16 protein-coding genes and 1 pseudogene are annotated in these 16,782 nt (G+C 39.6%); 2 read left to right on the top strand and 15 right to left on the bottom strand.

Annotation, left to right across the window (positions count from 1 at the left end):
• Positions 1–32: 32 nt before the first annotated feature.
• The 6 genes from ACZ45G_RS06710 to ACZ45G_RS06685 all read right to left on the bottom strand — a co-directional run bounded on the left by ACZ45G_RS06710 (position 33) and on the right by ACZ45G_RS06685 (position 6,898).
• On the bottom strand, positions 33–2,177 hold the full coding sequence (locus ACZ45G_RS06710) for a KAP family P-loop NTPase fold protein (protein ID WP_464176287.1): 2,145 nt from the start codon (positions 2,175–2,177) through the stop codon (positions 33–35).
• A gap of 216 nt (positions 2,178–2,393) precedes the next feature.
• Positions 2,394–4,259: a pentapeptide repeat-containing protein gene (locus ACZ45G_RS06705; RefSeq protein WP_464176285.1), complete on the bottom strand. Its 1,866-nt coding sequence runs from the start codon at positions 4,257–4,259 to the stop codon at positions 2,394–2,396.
• A gap of 181 nt (positions 4,260–4,440) precedes the next feature.
• Complete coding sequence (locus tag ACZ45G_RS06700; protein WP_464176283.1) at positions 4,441–5,091, bottom strand: HAD hydrolase-like protein; 651 nt, start codon at positions 5,089–5,091, stop codon at positions 4,441–4,443.
• Between the two features lie 19 nt (positions 5,092–5,110).
• Entirely contained in the window at positions 5,111–5,362 is a 252-nt protein-coding gene (locus tag ACZ45G_RS06695) for a hypothetical protein (RefSeq protein WP_464176281.1), read from the bottom strand.
• Positions 5,363–5,464: 102 nt separating this feature from the next.
• Positions 5,465–5,869, bottom strand: a complete 405-nt coding sequence (locus ACZ45G_RS06690) for a hypothetical protein (RefSeq protein WP_464176279.1) — start codon at positions 5,867–5,869, stop codon at positions 5,465–5,467.
• A 144-nt stretch (positions 5,870–6,013) separates the two neighbouring features.
• Positions 6,014–6,898: a CBS domain-containing protein gene (locus tag ACZ45G_RS06685; protein WP_464176277.1), complete on the bottom strand. Its 885-nt coding sequence runs from the start codon at positions 6,896–6,898 to the stop codon at positions 6,014–6,016.
• Positions 6,899–7,156: 258 nt separating this feature from the next.
• On the opposite strand from ACZ45G_RS06685, the pseudogene ACZ45G_RS06680 reads away from it, so the two are divergent.
• Together ACZ45G_RS06680 and ACZ45G_RS06675 are read left to right on the top strand one after the other, a co-directional pair.
• Positions 7,157–8,070, top strand: a pseudogene (locus ACZ45G_RS06680) (tyrosine-type recombinase/integrase).
• Positions 8,067–9,131: an IS91 family transposase gene (locus ACZ45G_RS06675; protein ID WP_464176275.1), complete on the top strand. Its 1,065-nt coding sequence runs from the start codon at positions 8,067–8,069 to the stop codon at positions 9,129–9,131. Before ACZ45G_RS06680 ends, ACZ45G_RS06675 begins: the two are co-directional and overlap by 4 nt.
• 341 nt (positions 9,132–9,472) lie before the next feature.
• Here the strand turns inward: ACZ45G_RS06675 and ACZ45G_RS06670 are convergent, their stop codons facing one another.
• From ACZ45G_RS06670 to ACZ45G_RS06630, 9 genes are all read right to left on the bottom strand, one after another.
• Positions 9,473–9,970 carry a toll/interleukin-1 receptor domain-containing protein gene (locus ACZ45G_RS06670; protein ID WP_464176273.1) on the bottom strand — a complete coding sequence of 166 codons (498 nt, stop codon included), beginning with the start codon at positions 9,968–9,970 and terminating at the stop codon, positions 9,473–9,475.
• Positions 9,971–10,338: 368 nt separating this feature from the next.
• Positions 10,339–10,935, bottom strand: coding sequence for a hypothetical protein (locus ACZ45G_RS06665; RefSeq protein ID WP_464176271.1), 597 nt, complete (start codon positions 10,933–10,935; stop codon positions 10,339–10,341).
• A gap of 126 nt (positions 10,936–11,061) precedes the next feature.
• Positions 11,062–12,144: an IS3 family transposase gene (locus ACZ45G_RS06660; RefSeq protein ID WP_464174964.1), complete on the bottom strand. Its 1,083-nt coding sequence runs from the start codon at positions 12,142–12,144 to the stop codon at positions 11,062–11,064.
• Complete coding sequence (locus tag ACZ45G_RS06655) at positions 12,141–12,629, bottom strand: transposase (protein ID WP_464174963.1); 489 nt, start codon at positions 12,627–12,629, stop codon at positions 12,141–12,143. The genes ACZ45G_RS06660 and ACZ45G_RS06655 overlap by 4 nt, the downstream gene beginning before the upstream one ends.
• A 31-nt stretch (positions 12,630–12,660) precedes the next feature.
• On the bottom strand, positions 12,661–13,083 hold the full coding sequence (locus ACZ45G_RS06650) for a hypothetical protein (protein ID WP_464176268.1): 423 nt from the start codon (positions 13,081–13,083) through the stop codon (positions 12,661–12,663).
• A gap of 101 nt (positions 13,084–13,184) precedes the next feature.
• The gene (locus ACZ45G_RS06645; RefSeq protein ID WP_464176266.1) at positions 13,185–14,504 is read right to left on the bottom strand and encodes a deoxyguanosinetriphosphate triphosphohydrolase; all 1,320 of its coding nucleotides are present in this window, start codon (positions 14,502–14,504) and stop codon (positions 13,185–13,187) included.
• A 236-nt stretch (positions 14,505–14,740) separates the two neighbouring features.
• On the bottom strand, positions 14,741–15,400 hold the full coding sequence (locus ACZ45G_RS06640) for an HAD family hydrolase (RefSeq protein ID WP_464176264.1): 660 nt from the start codon (positions 15,398–15,400) through the stop codon (positions 14,741–14,743).
• Positions 15,394–16,020, bottom strand: coding sequence for a hypothetical protein (locus tag ACZ45G_RS06635; RefSeq protein WP_464176262.1), 627 nt, complete (start codon positions 16,018–16,020; stop codon positions 15,394–15,396). Before ACZ45G_RS06635 ends, ACZ45G_RS06640 begins: the two co-directional genes overlap by 7 nt.
• Before the next feature lie 281 nt (positions 16,021–16,301).
• Positions 16,302–16,676, bottom strand: a complete 375-nt coding sequence (locus ACZ45G_RS06630) for a hypothetical protein (protein ID WP_464176260.1) — start codon at positions 16,674–16,676, stop codon at positions 16,302–16,304.
• Positions 16,677–16,782 lie beyond the last annotated feature (106 nt).

Below are 16,782 nucleotides of genomic sequence, written 5' to 3'. Positions count from 1 at the left end.
TTATACAATTGATTTGAAATTCTTGAGTCGAGCTAAAATTCTTCTCCCTTTTTAGCATCATTCAAATAATATTTTCCTCCAGTTGATATGCTCATATATATAGCCCTAAGATAGTTTGATAATTCTTTCCCAGAGGATAATTCTGAATCAACACGCTCTTTCAATTTTTGAAAATCTAATAGATTTGACATCATGGATTCCTTTATTTGTGAATAAGGACCGTTTGTTGAATCAGAGCCACATCTACCAATAAGTTTGGCAATTTTCTCGACACCGTCATCTTGGTTAAGCCAAGTAGAAAAAAGTTCTTTGGTCTTTTCTTCGGATACTCTGTAGAGCATAAAAAAAACATGGCTGGCATGTATTGACTCCAAAAGGCGTCCTTCCAATAACTCCTTTATTGCAACCTCAGACCACTTTTCTTTTATTTGAATATAATTCTCTGGCTCGACCCATTTCTTTTCCTTTAACCTTGGACTATCTGATTTGAGTTCGCCATATTGAATCATTAAGAGTCTTAATATATCAGCAGTTATAGGCAAATTTTTTGAAATATGAATTAATTGTTCTAAAAGTTGGAACTTGTTATCAGCCTTTTCAATTAATTTATCTGTAATCCAAACAATATTCCTGAATGGCTCAAAGCCGAACACTCCATGCACTGAGTTTTCAAAAGATGCTATATACTCAGAATGAAGAAAAACATTGTATAAAGAATTTAATATACCGGAAATTTGAGAGTCTTCTACATTGTCGACATGTTGCGTAATGAGATCGAAAAATCTTTCAACAAAATTATCTTGGATAGCTCTGTGTAAATAGTCTTCGCGGTCAATATCTCCGTTTATATAATTTCTTATGTCCGTATCCGCGGCGAAACCTGTTGGGACTTGATAATGGAGCGCAATATATAACCTTTTTTCTGACGCAACTCTCCCTGCCCGATCATAATCTTTGCTATATGAAGAATAACCGCTACCCTCCAATAAAGGAAAAAGCTCTTTGGCCAACCCCTCTATATAGTTTTTATCTCGAACTGTGCATTGTTTAAATAATTTTTCTACGTTTTCCTTATTCTTTTTCACAACATCTTCAGCCTTGTCAAAAGAATAACTTTCATCAAAAGACCTACCCACATACATTTCGGGAGTGTCTTTTAAGGATTGATAAATATGCTGTGCTTTAATAGAAATAACTGATAGACAGAAAAGATCGGTAAAACTAACCATTCCCTCTGTTTGCACAAGAACAAACCTTAAATTGTTAAAAATCCGTTTTAATTCCCTTGGTGTTCTAATCAAATATTTTATGAACTGATGATATAGTAGGCCTAATCTTTCTTGGTCCCGCTCAAAATGACCAGTTAATGATTTATCTGACAGATTGGTCAACTCGATGTCTGCAAGACACTGCATGTCTCTGTATGTAATTAAAGGTAAAGGAACTCTTAATTGTACAACTTTATCTACATATTGATCTGATTTTTTAATTCCATATTTTTCAAGAGCTCCTGCTAAGTACTCTGGATCAAAACAAAGTAAGAACGATGTTCCTGGGAAATCTGCAACGGCTTTGACTAATCGAACAATCTGATATGCTTCATCAGGAGTAAGTCTGTCTATATCATCAATAATGACTATGATTGACTGGTTCAAAGAGGTCAGCACTTGTTTAATTTTGTTTTTACGCCCAATTAAATCAAGTTCTTTTAACTTGCTAATTTTTTGAGTAGCACTTCCTACAACTTTAAATACACCCTGCACTGTTGATGCCCAAGGCTCCACACCAGGGATAAATTTCATAGCATTAAAAAGCTTTGAATATGCTAATAATTCTTTGGCCGCCTTAAGGCCTTCCTTTGGCCGATCTGGTATATTTAACTGAGATGAAAATTGAACAAGAAAATCTTGAATTAGTGCTTCTGCTTTACCTGCTAACCAAGGATTATATTCAATAATTATAGGTTTGGGTTGCTGTGATTTTGTGGACTTTTTAACTAAGTTAACAACAGATGTCTTTCCATATCCCCACTCTCCCTCAAGAGAAACAGTCAGGCAGTCATCGCTGGGATCTATGGTTAGAATATTTGATAGATTAGATGCAAACTTTTCACGATTTAGCCTGTCAGGATTCGTATCACTACCGGTTACCGGTTGATCGTTGTGATATTTGCCCATGCTATTTAATTTTAATAAATCGACTGAGTTCTTTCATTGATCATTTTCCCTTGGGTATAATGTTTAGATCACTGGCTTGTCCATGTGAATTGGTTTGTTCAACGGCCCGGGGAGTGGGGTGGTAAATTCACATCTACTGCTGCTTAAACTTTGCTTGCCTTGTCCTTCATAACCCCCAAATAAGCGGTTTATCCGCCTTCATTTGGGGTGTTGGAATTAAAGATCCTTTCCCGATTTTCTTCCGTGTAAAACCTCTATAATAGTGTTGGATTTTTTATTTGAAATAATTGTGAAATGTCCTTTTGGGAAGTATGCTATCCATTTAAAATTATTTGTTCCATCTAAAGTTTCAGGAGATCCATATTTTCCCATTACATCAAAAGAAAATGGCTCAATGTATTTTTCACCGACTAAATTTTTAATATCTATAGATAGATTCTCATTAAAAAGATTTTCCGATTTTTTAGGAATGACATCCATAGCTTTATTTGATGGATTTTTTAGGTTAGTGGATCCATCAGGAAAAATTGTTTTTTCATCTGTTATAATTTTCTTTAGATTTGCCTTTGTAATATTGGCTTGCTTGAGGTTTGCTCCCGATAAATTTGTACCTATCATCGTTGCACCCCAAAAATCGGCTCCACTTAGATTAGAGTCTGTGAAATCAGCTTCTCGTAAATCAGATTGTTTAAAATCTGCTTTTGACAATTCTGCGCAACTAAAATTGGCATAGCCTAAATTGGCATTTTGAAAATTTGCTTCAACCAAATTAGCTCCTTGAAATTTTGTATTAAGTAGAATTGACTTGTTAAATATTACACCTTGCATTTTTGCATTTTGAAATGTTGAACCAACTAGATTCGCTTTGCTAAAATTTACCTTTTGTATTGACACCTTAGATAAATCACAATTTTGGAAAAAGACTTCACTCAAATTTTTATTATCAAACTCTCCGCCTGTCAAATTTGCCTCTATAAATACAGCTTTTTCACCATTTTTACCATTTGAAGCTTTCCATTTTTTATGATTTTGAATCGCAATTTTAATCTGTTTAAAATCAACAACACCTTGTATTCTTTTATCATTTTTTAGACGAAATTCTTTTAATAATTCTTCTTCCTTTTCCTTGAAGTTAATTTTTAATTCTTTCTCACGGTTTAGTAATTCTTCTTCTTTCTCTTTTTCTAAATCTCTTTGCCGTTTTTTATGAATAGCTTCAAGCTCGTTCATTTTTTTATTGTGTTCTGTATCAAGTGAGTTTATTTTGCTTCTTAATTCTTCATTCCTTTTTGAGTAATCTGACTCCAAATCTTCTGCTCTGTTCTTAAAATTGTCTTCCAATTCAGTCATTCGAGAGGTATGCTCTTCATCTAACTTGACTTTAGACTTCCTAATCTCTTTATTAAATTCTGATTTATCATTCTCAAAAGCATCTATCTCTGTTTGCAAAGCAGATCTCCTTTCAGATTGCTTTCTATTGAATTCTTCTATGTCTTTATCCAATTTCTCTTGTGTTTTATTCACCCGATCTCTAAGTTCATCAAGGCGTGCTTGCTCCCTTTTAAATCTTCCATCATTAACAGCCTCTTTATCAGTAATCTCATTGTCACGATTCCTTAAAAGGCCTCTTTCTTTTTCTAAGTTTTCTTTTTGATTATCGATATCATTTTGTTGAGCTTTTAGATCCTCTTTGGTTTTTTCTATTTGATTTTTTTCTTTTTCATTGATTGCTTCTTGTTTAATAAGATCTAAACGAAGCGCAGCAACATCTTTATCAAAATTAATCTTATTTTTTTTCCCCCTTAGTTCAGCTTTCCGTCTAATCCACTGCACACCATTATCAATAAACGGAGTTAATGTAACAAAAAGAAAACCAGCCAAAAGAGGATACCAGATCAAATCTTTCATTGGGGCTTTATCGATATAATCTAAAAACTTGGCATGAGACACCTCTTTTGAAACAGCCTTAATGATTATTTCATGATTAATAATAGCCCATGAGCACAAAATAGAGCCAACGATCGGACTTTTTGTACGTTCCCGAATGGCATCTGTAAGAGATCCAACTATATCTTTTATCATTTTAACACCTATAGTCTTGGTTGATGGCGGCATAAGCTACTACTATTTTTTTTCTTTTTAATTATTTTATTCATAGAATGTTAAGTTCACAAGCTTGTCTGGTGCAAGCGAATGGTTGGAAATTCTTAAAAAGCTTATTTAACTGGCCTCCTGTTTTTTGGGGGAAGGTTCAGTTCAGCCTTTATGTGATTTTAAGAAAAGCTGGCAAGTCCGAAAACCTGTCAAAGATCAGGTCCGGATCTGATGATGCAATTTCATCCCGGCTACCGTACCCGTAGCTCACAGCTGCAGTCATAACCCCGTTTTTTTTTCCGCCGGCGATGTCATAGACCCGGTCGCCCACCATGAGGGATCTTTCGGGGTCAAGTCCCTCAGATTTAATAATGTGGGCGATCAATTCACCCTTATCCACAAGGCTGCCGTTTAATTCAGCACCGTATACCGTATCGAAGAACTGGATAAGTCCGAAATGATCCAGTATCTTTTTTGCAAAAACTCTGGGTTTTGAAGTGGCCAGAAATATCCGGAATCCGGAATCTTTGATTTGTTCAAGGGATTTAGGGATTTCTGGAAAAACAATATTTTCGAACATCCCAGTCTCAGAAAATCGTTTTCGATAATTGGCGAGCGCCAGATCAAGCATGTCGCCGTCGGCTGTATTCAAGAGGTGGGAAAAAGATTCCCGGAGAGGAGGGCCGATACACCAGGTGAGATCATCTGCCTCGGGCACCTGGACATCAAAATATTCCAAGGAAAATTGGATACATCGGGTGATGCCGATCTTGGGATCCGTCAGGGTACCATCCAGATCAAATAAAATATTTTCAATCATTTTTTGTGGAAGGGCATTGTTAGCATTTAATTAAACTCGAAAGTCTTAAATTATCAACGTGATATGAAAAAGCATCTTTTAACAACTCTTTGATTTCATGTTCTCCCAATGAAGATTCAAAACACAAGATGTTGCCATCTATAAACACAGCATCGTCATCTACATCGGACAATTTATCTGGGATAACATTTGCTATGTCTTGAATATCTGATTCATATCTTTCTTTTGATATATCTGAATTTGGAGCCTTCTCAACTTTTAATTTGTACATAGAGTTCCTTTGAATGTTAACGTTTGAGTTCAGGGACCACCGACTGCAGGGAGAAAACAAGGGGTAAGGAACGCGCCCCTTGTGGACCGCTGCAATGAATGGTTATAAATCAAATTTTTGAAAAAACTTTTTTTCTTTAACAAGCATGAATGACCAAGCAAGTATAGCCATTCCTGTAACTTTACTATAAAGAATATTGATATCATTGAATTGTTCAGGAAAAAGTCCGGCAAACCCCAAAGGCATTAGAAATACACCTAAATAAGGTATGAAATTGAAATCTTGGAAAATGTAAATAGCAATTAAATAAACAAGATACATAAAGCTCATTGCCAAGATGGAACCAACCAAAACAATAATACAATAAGTCCAGAATAAATTGAGATTCCAAATTTTTTGAACGCTTGGGCCAACCTCAACCCAGAGAGAACAAATTAGAGCTGGTATAAATATTTTGCCCGAAAGATCGTCAATAGCTTTAGCATAGTTTGTTGCAAATGGTTCCAAAATAGATTCCTTGAATTATAATATGGATTTCACTATCTTGCCTACGTACAACCCCTAAATCACCGGCTCGCCCGGTGGATTTGAGTTGTTGAAAGCTTTCTCAACTATTCGGTTTAACACCGCTTACAGTTTTTTAAGGTAGAATCATGCTGGTAGTGTTAAATATTCTTCGAAATCCTTTGATCCATCTTCAGCTATTTTTTCCACAGCATTATCTGAGCCCAACAAAAAACATTCAACATGATCTAATACATCTACAAAAGCAGTCCATTCTAAGTTAGAAATGATAGAATCTTGACTATGTGCAAGCTCATTCCTGATTTTTTCAGCACTTTTGAGCAACTCGATGAAACTTTTTTTTTCAAAATCAAATTGCTTTAGAAAATCAGGAGATTTTGAGAGTATTTCTCTTTTATCAGCCAATTGAATGCAATCCAACAGTGTTAAATCTTGGTTCTTACCTTTTCTCTTTTCATAAACTTCTTTCGCTTGATCAATTCGAGAGGTTTTTATTTCTATAAACCAACTATTTTTAGGATGGAAATATTTAATCCAAGTATTCACATGCATTTCAAAAAGAGACAGAGTACCAAAAAGATAAACACGGACTGGTGGTTTATTGATATCCGCCTTCGTAATTATACCTACTATTTTGGAACCATGATTTACATATGCAAAATCTCTCTCTCTAAAAATCTTCAACAATTGGGCTAAAGGTGTCGAATCTGAAATTACCTGATCAATTGTAATTTTTTTTGTATGAGTAGAAACAGCATTATCGACCAAAGTATCAGTTTCAACATAACCAACTACTTCTCCAAGCTCATTAATAACGCCAGCAATATTGAACTCCCTCTGCTTCAAAGCTTCTTGTGCCTGGATTGCATCATCATTCTCTTTACAACAAAGCAATGGCTCATAGACATCTTTTACTGTCACGTTATCCATAAATATCTTTTGCAGCGACGAGAACCTTGTCCCTTTCCGTCTATAGCCGGTAACAGATGACAGCCATAATTGATATCCCATAATTTATCCTTTTAAAGTTGTATGAAATTTTAGTTTTCAGAAATGCTTATGGATCTATATTTCATAAACTTTCTAATTTATTTTTTGATAGATGCTGCTTAAATCTGTTGTTGGACGAAGCCGCTACGCGGAGACAGCAAGCCCCACCTCTTTTAAAAATCAACATATTGTAACTTTACCTTCTTATAGTAATATACCGGGAAAGGCGATGCCAACGCATCCGCCATTGACCAGTTACTTCAAAAAAGGAGGTTTACAATGAACACCAGCATGCCCAATGATCCACAATTCAAAGAGTATTACCGCAAGCATCTCCAGTACTTAAAACTGGCAGGCCTGCAACCCAAGACCATCGAGGCCTACTCACGGGCGATCAGGCGGATCGGCAACTATTTCGACTGCCGGGTCGAGAACCTGACCACAGACCAACTCCTTGATTATTTCACCGACCTGCTCGCATGTCGTTCCTGGAGTGCTGTCAAGCTCGACCTTTATGGTCTGAAGTTCTTTTACACCAGAGTGCTGAGCAAGACCTGGGAAGACATCCCCCTAATTAAACCGCCAAAGGCCACCAGGATTCCGGATATTCTTTCTGTTGCACAACTCCAACAACTGGTCTATGCCACGCGCCAATTGAGTTATAGGGTTTTCTTTTTTACCTCCTATTCCTTAGGCTTGCGTCTTGGAGAAGGGATCCGGTTGAAGGCCGGCGATATCGATTCTACCAATATGCGAGTCCACATCCGTGACGCCAAGGGGAACAAGGACAGGTTGGTCCCCCTGCCGGAGAAAACTTTACGGATTTTGAAGGATTTCTGGTCTGTCCATCGGCACCCAGAGTTCCTTTTTCCGAACCGGAAGCGGGGTCTGAAAAATGCACATCTGGTTAATACACCCTTGGACAGAGGCGGCATTCAGAGCGCCATGAAGGCTGTGGTCAGGAAACTCGGCATCAAAAAAAAATTTCATGCCACTCCCTGCGCCACAGTTATGCCACCCATATGCTGGAATCCGGCGTAGATCTGGTCGAACTCCAGCAGATTCTGGGACATGTCAGCATCCTGACCACCTCCAGGTATACCCACCTGACGACCGTCACCAGGAACAACGCCCTTCGGGCCGTCAACTCCTTGACCGACACCTTCGATATTACCTGGGGAGGTGTCAAATGATTCTGATTTCCACAATAATCAACAATTTCAAGCATGGCTTTCTGGAGCAATACAAAGATTCAATCCTGCCCAGTCACCAAAAGGCCCTTTGGGCTATGGAGCAGTGCCGGCAGACGCATGGCCCGCACATGCTGGCACAATGCACCGATCATGACTGCGGCGAAAGAAAATATATTCCCCACTCCTGTGGTCACAGAAACTGCCCCCATTGCCAGAACCATGAAAACCAGCAGTGGATCGAAAATCAACTGGACAAGCAACTCCCGGCCGAATACTACCTGGTCACCTTCACCCTCCCAAAGCAACTTCGGGCCTTGGCATGGAGGTACCAGAAAATCGTCTATTCCCTGATGTTTGATTGTGTTCAGGAAACCTTAAAAACCTTCACCCGGAACGACAAAAAACTTGGCGGAACAGCCGGGTTCACCGCCATACTCCACACGCATTCACGAGAGCTCAATCATCATCCTCATATTCATGTCGTCATGCCCGCGGCAAGCATCAACATTCTGACCGGTTTATGGAAAAAAAAGACCGGATACCTCTTCAACGAAAGGGCCATGGCAAAGGTCTTCCGGGCAAAGATGCTGGAAGCTCTGGTCGATCAGGGCCTGAAACTGCCCGGGGATTGTCCCCAAAAATGGATTGCTCATTGCAAAAGCGTCGGCAACGGCGATAAGGCCATCATCTACCTTGGAAGATATCTTTACCGAGGAGTCATTCAGGAAAAGGACATCCTGCGATGCGAAGACGGCATGGTGACCTTCCGCTACCTGCCCGCAAAGTCCAAAAAGTACAAAACACGGACCGTGACCGGAGAAAATTTTCTTTATCTGCTCATGTACCATGTCCTGCCCAAGGGTTTTCACAAAGTCCGGTGTTATGGATTCCTTCATCCCTGCAGCAAGAAACTCATTAAATTCCTCCAGGTGGTACTGCGGTTCAATCCGCTCCGCATGCTTGCTGGCAGACAGAAAAAACGCCCCGCAATCACCTGTCCCATTTGTGGAGCAAAGATGGAAATCATCCAAACACAAATTATCCTGCCGCTGCTCGCCTGACCGGCATGAACGATCCGAAAGGAGGTGTTGACTAATCCAAACTCCGCACATCACTATGCGTGAAACAAAACCGGTTCTCCCGGCAACGCATACCTGCGCGCAAAAAACAGCCTTTTTTGCTTCAAACGGCCTCTATAATCTGATGAATCTATTTCAAAGATCAATTTTTCGAAAAAAGAACCGGTCCTGCCCCACATCCGCCTGATCCGGCGACCCTGCCTCGAAAAAGATCAAAAAGCTATTTTCTATATATGGTGTGACCGGGCTTGTCCAACAAACGGTTCAGATTGTGGCTCGCTCCGCTTACACAATCTAACCTTATTCGTTAGAAACAAGATTTATTAACTTTGGGATATTGCCCATAAAAAGAGGGCACCAAGTCCCATTTTTAATAGTGTTTCTTTCTCTTTTTGTTTCTTTGCCTTTAAATTTTCAATACCACTTAGTTTTTTATTGTATTCGATAAGGGCAATTCTTGTTGCTTCGCAAAGTGAATTTTCTGGATCTTTTGCCACAGATAGATATTTTAGGCCACTGACAAATCCTGGCAGGGATAGGTCTTGATCAAGAACGAGAGGTAGTATTTTTTTATTTAATGCCGTTGCTTTACCAATTTCCTGGGATACCCAATCTGAATCTTTTGCATTTTTACTCCAGAGTACTATGAATAAGTCGCAGGCTTTAATTGCCCCTGAAATCTCAGAGGTTAATTCTTCGCTTGGAAGGATTGAATGCTCTGCTACAAAAACATTAATTGGTGTATTTGATAATTGTTTCTCAAGTGCTTTAACTTGTTGAAGGTCCTGCGTTGAGTAGCTGATAAAAACATTAAATTCCATTTATATCTCCATAATTATTTTTTTATCGCGGTGCTGACCGGAACTTTTGTACCGTGCAAGCAAACGCATTTGATTGTATGGTACTTACTTCATTTAATTGTTGTGAATGTTTAGGATTTTTGGCTAAATGAAGCCCAAAAAACACACCAAATGTAATGATATTTGCCCGCAGAACGGTCCTAAAGAACCGACTCGCCCAGTTTGTTTGGATTATTAAGAACCATATTTAAATTTTTAAAGTGCTGTTTAGGAGGCAAAAGTATTAACCCAAGACAAATTTCAAAGTGTTTTTTTGAGCTTTATGTAATATTGTCATCTTTTAATTTGGTCCGACAAGAATATAGTATTGGTGACCATGAATTTCTTTTTTAATCGTTTTCTTCGAACATATTGTATTGGCGTTTCTTTTCGTTTTGAATTCTTTTATATCTTTGACCTTGTGGAGTGCTAAATGATTCTGAATCGTCTGTCTTTTTCATAACAGTCGTTACTGAATATCCAGAAATGATAATTTCGCCCGTATTGTCTATTTTTCTTGATTTTTCCAATACACACTCAATGTTTGAACCATTTTTAAACTTGACTCCATCTCTGATGATTGAGAGTTTAAAGTCCTTATCCTTCATGTAAAAAGATATAGGTTCGCTATCGTATAAGCCTTTCCATTTATAATTGCCAGATTTTAGTACCGGCGAAATTATTTCTATAACGGCTTGTTCGTCTATTTCGGCGGACAATTCATCCGTTTGTAAAATAAATTTATAAAAATCTTTTCTTTCCACTGTTTTCTCAGAAATTATTTCTTCATTGTTTTCCGATAAGCCCTTGGTACTAATTTTTGAAACCTTGCTATAGGACATTAAATAGCTATAAAAATTCGATTTATGCTTTCTGATTTTCAAATAATCATTAATTATTTTTGAAAGTTCATCAATATCAATATTTTTACAATCGGTAGATGTCAAGCAAGTTGTCGCCTAAACATAGAAAAAATATCGTGCTTACCGCAACACCTTCTCATGACCTCCGACGGGTTTTTTTTGGATGCCCATTCTCGGCCATGAGAAACTGTTGCTCTTTTATAGATAAAATCAAGTCTTCTGGTCCGCAAAGACAATATCTGCGGTTTCTTTCCCATCAGTTGTTTTTCCTGGTGAATTGTTCCTCTTGTTTAAAGCCACTTCACCAATGTGCTTCCAATTTCTTGAAGTCCCGGTCCAGCGTTCCGGGTGAGAAGCCTTTGCCTCCAGATAGACCTGATGACGTTTTTCAAGGATTTCAATATCTTTTCGGTCATGTCTGTCTACTGGGGTTACAAAGCCAATACCGCTATGAAGATGCTCATTGTTGTACCATTGGGAAAATTTTTCTGCCCATTTTCGGGCACTGTTCAAGTCGTCAAAGGGATGTTCCGGGTATTCCGGCCGATATTTCATGGTCCGGAACAGCGACTCAGAATAAGGGTTGTCGTTGCTGATCCTGGGTCTGCTGAACGATGGAGCTACCCCCAGGGACTCCAGTTTTGCAAGCATGGTAAAGGCTTTCATTGGCCCGCCGTTATCAGAATGCAGAACCAGCTGATTCTTTTGCACTTTTTCTTGATGGCAGGTGTCTGTAATCAGAGCGGCTGCCAGCTCTCCAGATTCACAATCATAGACCTGGTATCCCACTGCTTTGCGGCTGTAGACGTCCATGATCATATAAAGGTAGAAAAAACGCCCTTTTACCCGGGCCGGTAAATATGTGATATCCCAGGACCATACCTGATTGGGGCCTGTGGCAATGTAAGCCTCCGGTCGTTTGCGGGCTCCTGCCTTGCTTGAGAGGCGGTGTTTGTTCATTTTCTGCTCTCTCAAAATTCTGTACATAGTGGCTTCTGAGCCCAGATAGATGCCCTGATCTGCAAGTTTGGGAACAATTTGGTGGGGATTGAAATCCCCAAATTCTGAGGATGTCAGCACATCCATGATTTGTGTCCTCTCTTTTTGGGATATCTTGTTCCCAGGCACAGCCCGGGAGCCTTTGCGGTGATCATTAAAGCCATGCTTTTCCCAACGTTGCACCGTTCGAAGCGGCAGCCCCAGAAGTTCTGCTGCCAGATGCTTTCGTGCACCAGCCTTACAGGCCTCCTGGGTCAGCATCAACGCCGTCTTTTTGTCGCCTTCACTGATCAATCGTCCCTGGGATCCCCCCAGATAAAGTTTGCTTTTTTTTTAAGAACCAGCAGGGCTGCCGTCTCGGCAAGTGCTTTATCCTTGCGGTTCAACTCTTTTTTCAGAGCAGCATTCTCCTTCTTTAACCGGGCAGTCCCTTTGACTCTAAGGGAGGCCTTGTTCGGGGTTAACAAGGAGAGGATGTCTTTTTTCCATTGTTCAAGGTGATGAGAAAAGATCCCTTTTTTACGGCACCAGGAAACACGCTCCCCTTCCGGCATGGCACCTGTTTCCATCAAAGCATTCAGTCGTTGTTCTACAGACCAGTCCTGGGGGCGTTTTTCTTTGTCAGTCAAATTTTCGATTCCGTTTTTTTTGTGGTTTTTAAGCCAGTAAGTCAAGGTGGACCGGCCGATACCGGCTTCGCTTGCTATTTCATGATGAGGTTTACCACCCATCAGTACTTTTTTTATCACAGCCTCTTTTGTTTGAATCGGGTATACCATAAAATCACCTCAATGCCCCCGGGTTTGATTTTCAATTGAGGCGACATCTATCCTGACACAGGGGGCAATCACCATGTTCCATTTCTCTTTTCATTCTTTCGATGTTCAAATTTTTTTCTTCAATACTCAGGTTCAATTCTGTTTCTCGAAGTTTGTCCAATTTTTCATTCGAAGCTGGGACACGGGATAGGATGAGAGTGGCTGCTAAAAGAATTAAAGTTAGCTGTTGAGAATTGTTACCAATAAAATTCCAAATTTCTTTAATACCACCTTCACCTAATGCTTCAGATTCTAAATCAAAATTAATCTCTAATCGGGTGGCGACATCTTTAAAGATGCTCAAAAGCTCATGTTCGCATTTGTTTCTAACGATTGCATCCATGGTATGCGATTGATCATTAAAAAAGTAATGCAACTCTAATTTTGTAACAGCTTTATCGAGAGAAGTAATCATAATTTAGTTCCTCCAGGAAACTATTTTTTCGAAACAAAAAAGAACCCGCTAATCAGCCGCATGGCTTTTCACGTCGGCTGATTAGCTTGGTTATACAATTTTCACAACCCCATACCGCCTATTTGTTTGGCAATATGGGTTGCATAACTATCTGTCATACCAGAGATGTAATCTAAAACTCTCATATATGAATTATAGAGATCGTCACTGCACTTTGGAGCATTTATACCCATCATACTTAAAATGCGCTCTCCTCTAAAAGACAGTGTGTGACCATAAATTTGTTCTCTTACAGCTGTACAAAATGCTTCGAGTAAAATACCAACAGTTGTAAAAGAACCAATTTCAAGTTCAATCTTTCGTGGATGTTTAAATATTTTTTCTCGTGCTATTTTTTTGGCATTATCCAGTGGAACTCTTATACTATTAGGACAACTTGATATTAATTCATCTTTGTATTTACCAAGCATAATTTGTGGAAGATTTTCCATAAAAGCTTCAGAGACATGATCGATTGCACAACCAATAGAACGGCCGCGTAAATAGGACATTTTCCTTCTATTTGATATTGCATCTGAATCAACAATGGTATTCAATTTTTTATCATTGCCGAATAAGGGCTTAAGTATTGATAAAATTTCATCGAATGAAAGACTTCCCATTTCATGAGCATCTTCCAAATCGAGAATTCGATAACATATGTCGTCAGCAGCTTCAGATAAGAATGCAAGAGGATGACGACAATATTTAAACTCGTCCTCTTTTATTAAACCAACTTGATCAGCAACTTTTTCTAAAATTTTCTCTTCTGTCCCGAATGAACTAAACTTTTTTATTCGGGATATCTCTCGTGAAGTCCAAGGGTATTTCAACATAGAAGCTATTGAAGCATAAGTTAATCTCATACCTCCATCAAAAGGATAACACTCCAGTTGTGTTATAACTCTAAATCCTTGAGCATTACCTTCAAAATACTTCAAATCATTTTTTTGACTTTCATTCAGTCCCTCCAGCAAGTGGCTAATTTTTGATTGGGAAAACCACGATTTGATAGCTTCTTCCCCTGCATGTCCAAAAGGAGGGTTTCCAATATCATGAGCCAAGCATGCAGCTTGAACTATTTGCCCAAGATTAGAAGCTGATATGCCTTCTGGTAAATCGTCTTGAATTCGTTCACCAATTGTGATTCCGAGACTTCTGCCTACACTTGCAACTTCAATACTATGTGTAAGTCGAGTATGAATATGGTCATTTGATGCCAGGGGGTGAACTTGAGTTTTTTTACCAAGTCTTCTGAATGAACTTGAGAATATAATTCGATCACAATCTTTATGGAATGTACTTCGCCCGGATTGTTCTTGGCCTTCTTCCTCATTTGAGAATCTACTCGGTGACAATAAAGATTTCCAGTTCATTTCCATTACGCAAACTTCTCCTTAGATTTTATGTATAACGCCGCCCGTCATAACCTAAATCTGCGGCTTATCCGCAGCGTTTGACTTGTTTTAGATTTATAGTGCAAAAGTCAAGGTGACTCCACTTCCATATTTTTTCCTGTATGGGTTAATGGGCATCTTCTACAATGAGATTTTCCGGTAACACAGATACTGTCTGGCTACCTACATGAAAATGATACGAAAAGACTGCACTCTGTCTCTTAGGGCGCTGTCATGTTGAGGGCTGATCCAAGCTCGGTGTAGTCTGCGACCTTTAAGTTTGGCGTGGTGTTGTCACACTTGTTATGTATGCCAACGCAAAAAAGCCCTGCCTGCAGGGCGGATTCGATGCCGAAACAAGAGTCCTCGATCACAATGCATCTGTCCGGCGAAAGGTGCTCCGCTTTTACGACGCGGGGATAATTTTTTAGCATTCCGGAATGCGGCATCACGAATTCTCTGGAGTAGACACTGTCAAACCACTGGGCTATGCCGAGCTTTTCGATGAGTATCTCCAAAACATCGTGGCTGTTTGTGGTTGCCAGGATCGTTAAGATGCCCAGTGCCTGCAGGTTCTCGATAAAGGCTTGGGATCCTGCGCACAATGAGCAGTAGCGAGTCACGTTTGAGAGGAGCATGGCTCGTCTTTCCCTCACGATCTCGGCAATATCTGAATCCGTCAGACTTGGCATTTGCTTCCTCAAGAAGACATCAGTCGGAATCCCGAAAAATGAATTGATATCAAGACCCAAAGGTTGGAAACCTCGTTTCTTGAGAATTATCTCAAGAGCTAAGTACCGTCCTCGTTCAGTATCGACTATAACCCCGTCAAAATCGAATATAACGGCCTGTATGTTATTGATGTCGATGGTTGTCAGCATGGTTTCATGGAGTCGTGTTTATAGTTTTCCGTGAGGTGCCAAGGCAGCTTCAGTTCCCGGTTATTAATGACCAGATGATGGTAATGGGCCTTACAGTCCTTGGGGTATGGTTCTGTTACCAGAGAAAGCATCCTGACATCTATCGCTCCCAGTGACTCGAAATAGTTAGTGTAGAATTTTGCCGTTCCCCCGGAATGGAGTTCTCCCGCAACTAGAAGAATGTTGTTAGGCGCGTCGCTGATGTCGATATTGTCGAGCATGCCGTCTGATCGGCTATATTTCTGATTGTCCCAAATGTATTTTCTATCAATGACAAGCAGAGGAATATTGCTTCCCTGCTTCTCTTCCTGGCTTGTGTCGCCCTTTTTCAAGCGACTGTGTATGTCCCCGAGGCAACCGGAAAGTAGCGCGCCAGTGATGGCTCCGCCTCTACCTATGCCGACAATCAAATCCGGGATAAATTGATCGCGAATGAGCTGTTGTTCCAAGTTCCTGACTCCGTCACATGCCTGTTTCCAAGAGATGACGGGTCTGGGCCAGCATTTCTCTTTTATGGTTATATATGAAGACCACCCGCCGATAACGGCCAGCGGAAGCATGAGTATACTTAAGACATCCATATCCCCTCCCAATCGAATTGTAACTAAATAATCTGAAACAACATATTGTGCCTATACCTATACCAGGTGAACGTTCATTGCGGCATTAAAAAAACAAATCCACGAACCCAATCTTGTTTTTTCAGAGCAATTTTGTCCGCATATGACAACGTTTGAGTTCAGGGGCCACCGAGCGAAGCGAGGGAACAAGGGTTCCACTACATTTTGTTAAGAGTAACACAGTTCCAACGTTGCCACAGATTTTCAAAAAGCCGCCCCTTGTGGTCCGCTGCAATGATTGGTTATAATTTAATTTTCCAGTAGTCTTTGATAGATCCTGCTGCAGTTGAAGTATTCTTTATAAAATAAGATATAGCCTTATCAATATTTAAGAATATCTTATAGTGCCAAACTTCTCCTCGATCAGTGTTATAGCTTTTCACGATATAAATTCCATATGTTTTTTCTATAGTATATCGATAGTTGAACCCTTTTCTTTTAGGATCTGTTTTGGTTAGTCCCTTTGGAAAACATTTTTCAGTATCTAAGCATAATTTTATAAAGTTTTTAAGTCTATCGATGATATCTGGATAGCGCTCTCTATACCACTTTAGAGAATGTGGTGGATCGTCAAAACCAAGTATGGCTAACAACTCATTATTTGGGATATTGTTCATTTTAAATTATAACGTTTGAACTGACGGGCCGCGCCAAAGATTCTGAAAAAGGCGGCTGTGTTGCTCGCGGTCCCGTCCAGTGATTGGTTATGCATATAGTAGAGTA

Source organism: Desulfoconvexum algidum (assembly GCF_055382125.1).
This window is presented reverse-complemented; position numbering and strand designations above follow the sequence as displayed.

What these genes read in the sequence shown, in the direction of transcription:
- ACZ45G_RS06685 (WP_464176277.1), bottom strand. Translation starts at nt 6,898, where the DNA reads ATGGGATATCAATTATGGCTGTCATCTGTTACCGGCTATAGACGGAAA.
- ACZ45G_RS06640 (WP_464176264.1), bottom strand. Translation starts at nt 15,400, where the DNA reads ATGCTGACAACCATCGACATCAATAACATACAGGCCGTTATATTCGAT.
- ACZ45G_RS06710 (WP_464176287.1), bottom strand. Translation starts at nt 2,177, where the DNA reads ATGGGCAAATATCACAACGATCAACCGGTAACCGGTAGTGATACGAAT.
- ACZ45G_RS06630 (WP_464176260.1), bottom strand. Translation starts at nt 16,676, where the DNA reads ATGAACAATATCCCAAATAATGAGTTGTTAGCCATACTTGGTTTTGAC.
- ACZ45G_RS06705 (WP_464176285.1), bottom strand. Translation starts at nt 4,259, where the DNA reads ATGATAAAAGATATAGTTGGATCTCTTACAGATGCCATTCGGGAACGT.
- ACZ45G_RS06655 (WP_464174963.1), bottom strand. Translation starts at nt 12,629, where the DNA reads ATGGTATACCCGATTCAAACAAAAGAGGCTGTGATAAAAAAAGTACTG.
- ACZ45G_RS06650 (WP_464176268.1), bottom strand. Translation starts at nt 13,083, where the DNA reads ATGATTACTTCTCTCGATAAAGCTGTTACAAAATTAGAGTTGCATTAC.
- ACZ45G_RS06695 (WP_464176281.1), bottom strand. Translation starts at nt 5,362, where the DNA reads ATGTACAAATTAAAAGTTGAGAAGGCTCCAAATTCAGATATATCAAAA.
- ACZ45G_RS06670 (WP_464176273.1), bottom strand. Translation starts at nt 9,970, where the DNA reads ATGGAATTTAATGTTTTTATCAGCTACTCAACGCAGGACCTTCAACAA.
- ACZ45G_RS06700 (WP_464176283.1), bottom strand. Translation starts at nt 5,091, where the DNA reads ATGATTGAAAATATTTTATTTGATCTGGATGGTACCCTGACGGATCCC.
- ACZ45G_RS06675 (WP_464176275.1), top strand. Translation starts at nt 8,067, where the DNA reads ATGATTCTGATTTCCACAATAATCAACAATTTCAAGCATGGCTTTCTG.
- ACZ45G_RS06635 (WP_464176262.1), bottom strand. Translation starts at nt 16,020, where the DNA reads ATGGATGTCTTAAGTATACTCATGCTTCCGCTGGCCGTTATCGGCGGG.
- ACZ45G_RS06645 (WP_464176266.1), bottom strand. Translation starts at nt 14,504, where the DNA reads ATGGAAATGAACTGGAAATCTTTATTGTCACCGAGTAGATTCTCAAAT.